This window comes from Pseudomonas sp. RL (assembly GCF_000647775.1).
GTDB classification, from domain to species: Bacteria; Pseudomonadota; Gammaproteobacteria; order Pseudomonadales; family Pseudomonadaceae; genus Serpens; species Serpens flexibilis.
Window position 1 is genome coordinate 1 of the sequence record NZ_JBOY01000109.1, and the last position, 6,445, is coordinate 6,445.

The following is a 6,445-nucleotide window of genomic DNA, read 5'->3' on the forward strand; positions in this document are numbered from 1 at the left end:
TTCGAAGCCCGGATGAGTACTTAAACCCGTGTCCACGACTTCTGGGCAAGATCAGCTATTCGTTTCACGCTTACTCGGACCAGGTAATGCAGACACCACTACAGGTGCGTCAGAGGATGGCTCGCAGTCAGCCAGCGCTTCCAGCTCCTGCTGGATAGCGTCTTTTACAAAATGAGGGAATCGCCAGTTCCTGTATTTTGCGACGTAATGACCACCGTACTGCCATGCCAGTCGCTTGAGCAGCTCGGCAATCGCCGGGTTGTAAGAGACCGAGCGCACTACAACCGCTCCGAATTTGAGCACGCGCATGTCCAGCCATAGCCCTTGGATGGTGTAACGCACCCGTTCGGACAGCCCAGCCCCCTGTTCTTCTGCCGCAATTTCTGCCGATTGACTGTCTAGCATCGCTGTAAAAGTAACTTCTTCAGCGAGCGGGTATAACCACCGCTTCAAAGTGGGGTTATGCAGGATGGCATTTTGGAGTATCAACAGGCCCTCCGGCGAAGGCGTCACCTCCAAACTGGAGATATCAACTTCGACCGTGCGCAAGCCTAAATTTTCAATCCGAGCCTGCTTTTCATCACCGACAAAAGAAGTACATGCAATCTCAATCAGCAAAGGACCGTCTTTAAGTTCGGCCACTATGTCAGGCCTGAAGTTACCCAGCCAAACTTCCTCCTTCGCTGACTCGAAATCCCACCAGGAGCTCTCATCCTGGGTTTTCGGATAATGGTCTGGCATTGGTGGAAGTTGCAGCCCCAAGTGCTCCATCACGACCTGCTTGGCATACCGGTGCACGAAGCTTTCTGGCTTCACCACGCATGGATCCTTTTGCGAAGCATGCGAGAAGTGATGAGCCCGCTTGTGCCCCTTGCGCGCAACAACGGGCTCGCCGCACTCAATGCAACGGCACATGCAAGCCAGGCCGCGCGGTACATCCTGGATCGGCACGATTAGGTCACGAGCATCCAGGGCAATTGTCATGGTCATGTGAGGTCTCCGGTGGAGTTGAGAAGGCCTCAAGGGTGAAAATACCCGCCGATCCAATCCGCCGAAATCCGCGGAATTCCGGATTAACCGGTTAAATCTTGTTACTTTTCAAATGCATAGGGAATTGTATGCACGAAGCGCTTCAACAGCTGAAGGCCCATCTCGCGGCCAATCCAACACGAGGACGCGCTTACGACATCCTTGCGTTCATGACGGACACCTGCCTTGAGCGGCCGAATCACGAGGGCAAGCTGACCTTTGAAGCAGAAACGCTGCTAACCGGCTGCGGAGGTTCCGCCGAGCGGGAAAAAGAACCGAAGGACTGGATACCTAATATCAGAGCCCTGCGTCGCGCGCTCAATCTTTCGCAGCCAAAATCCGGGCCGCGCCTACGGATGGGCTACCAGCCAGGCGGTGGACGAGGCAATGTCAGCCTTTATTGGCTGGAGCTTGAACCCGAGGGTGATAACCAGAGCGCCGAAGTTGAACCTTCAACCACCGTCATCTATCGGCGCTCCGCAAATGGATCTATCAGGCCATCGATCGTGGCTCGCCTTTTTCTGCGGCAAGGTGAAATGCGCAATCTCAGTGTTCGCGGCATTAGCTTTCTGAGCATCGTGCTGCTAGCCAGTGCAATCTGGGTGGCGATGCTGGCGCTTATGTTGCTCGCTCTAAGTGTCACGCCAGGTCCGATAACTACAGGCAATCTCATCATTCTCATCCTGACCGTGCTTGGCTTCGTATTCATTTGGCGCGAATTTTGGCAACCCTGGTTTCAAGTCGTTAATGATTGCGTTGTCAAAGCCCCGCTCTGGCTTACCGCTATTAGTGAAAAGAATAGCTGCGAGTTGGAGATGTTTAGGCAGGGAAAGTATCGCTGGACGCGCCTAGTGCGGTTCTCTGCAGATTGTTCGATTTGCGGAAGCAATATAGAACTCAGGTCCGGCAAACCGGATCAGAACCTTCCGTTGGTTGGTCGCTGCATCGAAAGCCCCTACGCCCACGTGTACAGCTTCGATCGCATGACCCTTCAGGGCATCTATCTCGGGCCTTCGACGCCATCGAAACCCCACGCCCCTTCGCCGTCTGAAGAGAGCCCCGCTGAGGGGGCTCGGTGTACCACTCAGACATCGTAAAGCGGCAGTCCCTCCAGCACCGCCGCATCGGCATCGAAGATCAGCACGCGCACATCGGCAAGGGCTGCGAGATGGAGGATCTCCAGCAGAGACTCCAGCACACCGCGCTCCCGGCACTGCTGAAGCATCTGCGCGGCGCTGATGCCTTCGATGCGCTGCAGGTGCTCATCGGTCCAGGGCGTGGCGAGGAGCTTCACCCCCAGGGCGCCGCTGCGCGGGAGGCGAAAGGCCTCGAACAGAAAGCCCGTCGGCACGGGCAGATCAGCCAGACGGCAAAGGTAATCGAGTGCCTGTCCGGTCAGGTGCGCGGTGCTGATTTCCCAGCAACGGCTGTAGAAGCCGGTCTCGAAACCCAGCCGCCGGACCCGTTCGCGGGCCGCCTCCCGGGTGTAGGTGTCTCCCACATGCACCGGGCTGCCATCGAAGTCGCGCCCTTCCAGCGAATAGACCACCGAGAGCGCCAGGCCCTCGCTCTGGCACTGCGCCAACAGCTCGTCCGCCACCACGTGGCCTTCGCCGACAACGGCGAACTTATCATTGAACAGACAGGGCGAGCGCACGACCTGCTCGTCGCTCAGCCGTGCCTGGCTGGAATGCAGCGGCCGCCACAGCGGCGCGCCCCCCTCGGGGCAAATCAGTAGGGTGCGCACCTGGTAGAGGTCCCGATAACCACGAATGAAGGGGTTGGGAGTCATGGACGTTCTCCTGCAAGGAATGGACGAGGCCAATCCCCAGCCGGGGATCGAACCCCAGCGGGTGGATGAGTGGCTGCCGGCCAAGCCGGCGAAGACAGGGCGTCCGCCGAGGCGGACGGGTGGGTCGCACGGAGAAGTTCCGTGGCAGCCGCATGACCCGGGGCTGCTGGCCAGACGCCGAACCGTTCGGCGACACAAGCCGAGGCAGCATGCGCACGCCACACACGGTCCTCGCCGGGAAATGGGCCGCTGAAAACGCCCGGATTGCCGGGCGTAGAGCAGAAAGGAAACGCCGAAGGCCTGCGCCTTCGGCGATAGAAGAAGCAACCACCCGTGACGGTCGCCTGGTGCAGCTTGAGAGCCGCTACCCGATGATCGTCACCCGGCCCGTGTCGTGGCTGGGGCCGGTACGCTCAGGCACACATCCGCGCACAAAGGGAGCCCGTTGTTTCACCGGCGGGCACCGGCGGCGACTGGCAGCGACCCGTGGGGTCTCCGGGTGGCTCGGCTGACAAGCCATCGGGAGACCCCACGGGGCCGACGCATCACACCGATCAGGCAGATCGCGTCAGGACGCAATCTCGGAACAGAGGCCCTTCTCGCTCCATCGACCGTAGCGGCCTGACGGAACGCGCGCACGGTTGCAGAAGGGAACATGCGCTGGCGATCCCACCGAAGCGGGACTGGGTGTTCAGGGGCCCTGCCCCTTGCCCCGCCACGTGCGCGAGGCGGGACGACGCTGGCGCTCCTGGGGCGCCGAAGGCGTGATGGCGAGCGTCGCCCCCCGGTACTGCTCGACCAGTTGCGCCACCCAGGCCGACTGCCGGGCCACGAACGCCTCCAGGCTCAGCTGCCCGCTGGCGATCTGGTCGAGCGCCTGTTCCCAGACGGCGGTCAGGCCCGGATCGGCTACCGCGGCGGGCACCGCGTCGATCAGCGTGCAGGCGGTCGGCGAGGGACGCACCGCGCGCCCTTTCCTGAGCAGATAGCCGCGGTCGAGCAGTCCCTGAATGATGGCGGCGCGGGTCGCCTCGGTGCCGATGCCGGTGGTGTCCTTGAGCGTCTGCCGCAGGCGCGGGTCGCTGACCAGCCGGGCGATGCTCTTCATGGCCGCCACCAGCTCGCCCTGGGTGTAAGGGCGCGGCGGCAACGTGCAGGCCGTCTTCAGCTCGATCTGTTCAACGCCACAGTCCAGACCGCTACGCAGCGCAGGCAGCACCTGAGCGCAGACGAAGGCTTCGCCCTCGTCCTGCGTCTCGGCCAGTGCCGGCTCGCCAAGCGGCTCACGCCAGCCCGGCACGAGGATCTTCCGGCCTGCGGCCTCCAGAACCTCGTCGCCACAGGCCAGTCGTGCAGTGGTCCGCTCGAACACATGCTGCGGCAGGAACTGCGCCAGATAGTGCCCACGAATCAGCTCGTAGACCGCCCGCTCCGGCGCGCTCATCGCCGCCAGGTCGACCGGCTCGGGCGTGGGAATGATGCCGTGGTGGGCGCAAACGCGGGCATCGTCCCAGGCGCGGGAACGCTGCGCAGGATCCAGCCGCCTGATCACCCCGCCCAGCCCCGGGTCGCTGCGCAGCAGGGCTTCGAGCACCGCGGGCACCTCGGCGCGCATGCTTTCAGGCAGGTAACCCGTGTTCGAGCGCGGGTAGGTGCAGGCCTTGTGCGTTTCGTACAGGGCCTGAGCGATGTTCAGCGTTTCCTGCACGTCGAGCCCCAACTGGCGCGAGCACAGCGTCTGCAGGGTGCCGAGATCGAACGGCAGTGGCGGTCCCTGACGCACCTGCTCGGTGTCCACCGACAACACACGTGCCGGTCCCGCCGTGTTCACGCGATCGGCCGCCTGCAGGGCCACCTCCTCGCACAGACAGCGACCGGCCTCATCGACGCTGGTCGCCGGCGGCACCCAGCGGGCGTAGAAGATCTGTCCCTCGGCCGCCAAGCGCACCCGGATGTCCCAGTACGGCACCGGAACGAAATCGCGGATGGTGCGCTCGCGATCCACCACCAGCTTGAGGGTCGGCGTCTGCACCCGGCCGACCGAGAGCACGCCGGCATGGCCGGCCTGGCGCCCCAGCAGGGTGAACAGGCGGGTCAGGTTCATGCCGACCAGCCAGTCGGCGCGCGAACGAGCCAGCGCCGCGTGATACAGCGGCAGCGTCGAGTCCCCATCGCGCAGCTGGCCGAGCGCCTTGCGGATTGAGTCTTCGTTCAGCGCCGACAGCCACAGGCGCTGGATCGGTCCCCGGAAGCCGCACAGCTCAATGAGCTCGCGGGCGATCATTTCCCCCTCGCGGTCGGCGTCGGTGGCGATCACCAACTCGCAGGCCTGACCGAGCAACTGCCGGACCACCTTCAACTGCGTGGCGGTGGCCGCCTTGGGCGCGATGCGCCAGTGCTCGGGAGTGATCGGCAGCTGCTCAAGGGACCAGCGCCGGTACTGTTCGCCGTAACCTTCGGGCGGAACCGCCTCGACCAGGTGGCCGATGCACCAGGTCACTACCACCTCCTTGCCCCGGTAACAGCCGGCTTCGCGTTGCCCGGCACCCAGCACGCGGGCGATGTCCTTGCCCTGGGAGGGCTTCTCGCAGAGGAACAGGCGCATGGATCTCCTTGGCCTACGGCGCGGCGACAGGCTTGGCGATGAGCGTCACCGACTCGATCCGGTACGGCAGGATGCCGATACGGCGAGCCTCGATCTTGAAGGTCACCCGCTCGTTCTCCTCGGCGTCCTCCCATTCGTCCCGCACGGCGCGACCTTCGACCAGCACGCGCATGCCCTTCTGGTACAGGGCGCTCCAGTGCTCGGCCTCGCGGTGCCAGAGCTCCACCGGCGCCCAGAAGCCGCCACGGTCCTCGTAGTCGCCGTCCTTCCTGGGGACGGGGTTGTCGAAGTAGATGTTCAGGCGCAGCAGCCGTCGCGGTTCGTCGTTGCCGTTGGGGAATTCGCGGTACTCCGGCACGGAGCCGATGTTGCCTTCGCCACTGAAGTGCGTGCTCATGGTGTCTCCCGGGTTGGTGGACGATGGAGGCGACGCAGGTAGACGGCCTCGGCCGCGGCCAGCTTGCCGGCGCACTCCCGGGCCTGGCGGCCGAGGCTATGCAGCAGGCTGACCTGCATGTTCAGCACGATGCGCTGCTGCTCCATGGCATACAGCTCGGCCAGCAGGCGCTCGGGCGTGGACGGCGCCTCCAGCAGATTCTGCCAGAGCGCCACGCCCATCCGTGAACGGTCGAGGTTGCGCCAGCGCAGAAAGCTGGTGCCGCTGCCGGTGGTCTGCAGGGACAGCTGCACGCCCAGCAAGCTGAAGGGGTAGGCCTGCGCCTGCGACAGGATCCGCTGGGTGGCCAGGGCGATCAGCTGGTCGCGCAGACCCACGCACTGACTGGCCCAATCCTCCAGCCCCTTACCTTTAAAAGGTCTTAAAAGGCCTTTTAGGTAGGCGGCCTGTTCCAGGCGCTGGAAGTCTGCCTGTTCCAGTCCGCGGAACGGAGCGCGGGCGCGCTCGCCGGCCGTCATGCGTCGGTCTCCCGCGCTTCACGCGCCACGCCGGCATCGTCGGCGGGGTCGTGCTGCTCGCCCAGCTCGCCGCCCTCGCCTGCCGGCGTCTGGCGCCGCACCCG

5 protein-coding genes and 1 pseudogene are annotated in these 6,445 nt (G+C 64.0%); 1 reads left to right on the plus strand and 5 read right to left on the minus strand.

Features of this window, described 5'->3' with window-relative positions; all coding sequences use genetic code 11:
* Positions 1-51 precede the first annotated feature (51 nt).
* Entirely contained in the window at positions 52-990 is a 939-nt protein-coding gene (locus AS93_RS0115280; protein WP_027591418.1) for a competence protein CoiA family protein, read from the minus strand.
* Positions 991-1,118: 128 nt separating this feature from the next.
* Here AS93_RS0115280 and AS93_RS20675 point away from each other — a divergent pair, with 128 nt between their 5' ends.
* Positions 1,119-2,126, plus strand: a complete 1,008-nt coding sequence (locus AS93_RS20675) for a hypothetical protein (RefSeq protein WP_155956158.1) — start codon at positions 1,119-1,121, stop codon at positions 2,124-2,126.
* Here the strand turns inward: AS93_RS20675 and AS93_RS0115285 are convergent.
* The 4 genes and pseudogenes from AS93_RS0115285 to AS93_RS0115300 all read right to left on the minus strand — a co-directional run bounded on the left by AS93_RS0115285 (position 2,114) and on the right by AS93_RS0115300 (position 6,341).
* Positions 2,114-2,821, minus strand: a complete 708-nt coding sequence (locus AS93_RS0115285; RefSeq protein ID WP_027591419.1) for a hypothetical protein — start codon at positions 2,819-2,821, stop codon at positions 2,114-2,116. The two genes, AS93_RS20675 and AS93_RS0115285, sit on opposite strands and share 13 nt — an antisense overlap.
* Positions 2,822-3,572: 751 nt before the next feature.
* Positions 3,573-5,426: pseudogene (locus tag AS93_RS19545) on the minus strand (DNA topoisomerase III); the annotation flags it as partial.
* Positions 5,427-5,439: 13 nt separating this feature from the next.
* A complete protein-coding gene (locus AS93_RS0115295) occupies positions 5,440-5,823 on the minus strand; it encodes a single-stranded DNA-binding protein (protein ID WP_027591420.1) in 384 nt (127 codons plus the stop codon).
* The gene (locus AS93_RS0115300; RefSeq protein WP_027591421.1) at positions 5,820-6,341 is read right to left on the minus strand and encodes a DUF3158 family protein; all 522 of its coding nucleotides are present in this window, start codon (positions 6,339-6,341) and stop codon (positions 5,820-5,822) included. The genes AS93_RS0115295 and AS93_RS0115300 overlap by 4 nt, the downstream gene beginning before the upstream one ends.
* Positions 6,342-6,445: the final 104 nt, after the last annotated feature.

Bases quoted from the DNA above. Each gene is read 5' to 3' on its own strand.
- AS93_RS0115280 (WP_027591418.1), bottom strand. From the start codon at position 990: ATGACCATGACAATTGCCCTGGATGCTCGTGACCTAATCGTGCCGATC.
- AS93_RS20675 (WP_155956158.1), top strand. From the start codon at position 1,119: ATGCACGAAGCGCTTCAACAGCTGAAGGCCCATCTCGCGGCCAATCCA.
- AS93_RS0115285 (WP_027591419.1), bottom strand. From the start codon at position 2,821: ATGACTCCCAACCCCTTCATTCGTGGTTATCGGGACCTCTACCAGGTG.
- AS93_RS0115295 (WP_027591420.1), bottom strand. From the start codon at position 5,823: ATGAGCACGCACTTCAGTGGCGAAGGCAACATCGGCTCCGTGCCGGAG.
- AS93_RS0115300 (WP_027591421.1), bottom strand. From the start codon at position 6,341: ATGACGGCCGGCGAGCGCGCCCGCGCTCCGTTCCGCGGACTGGAACAG.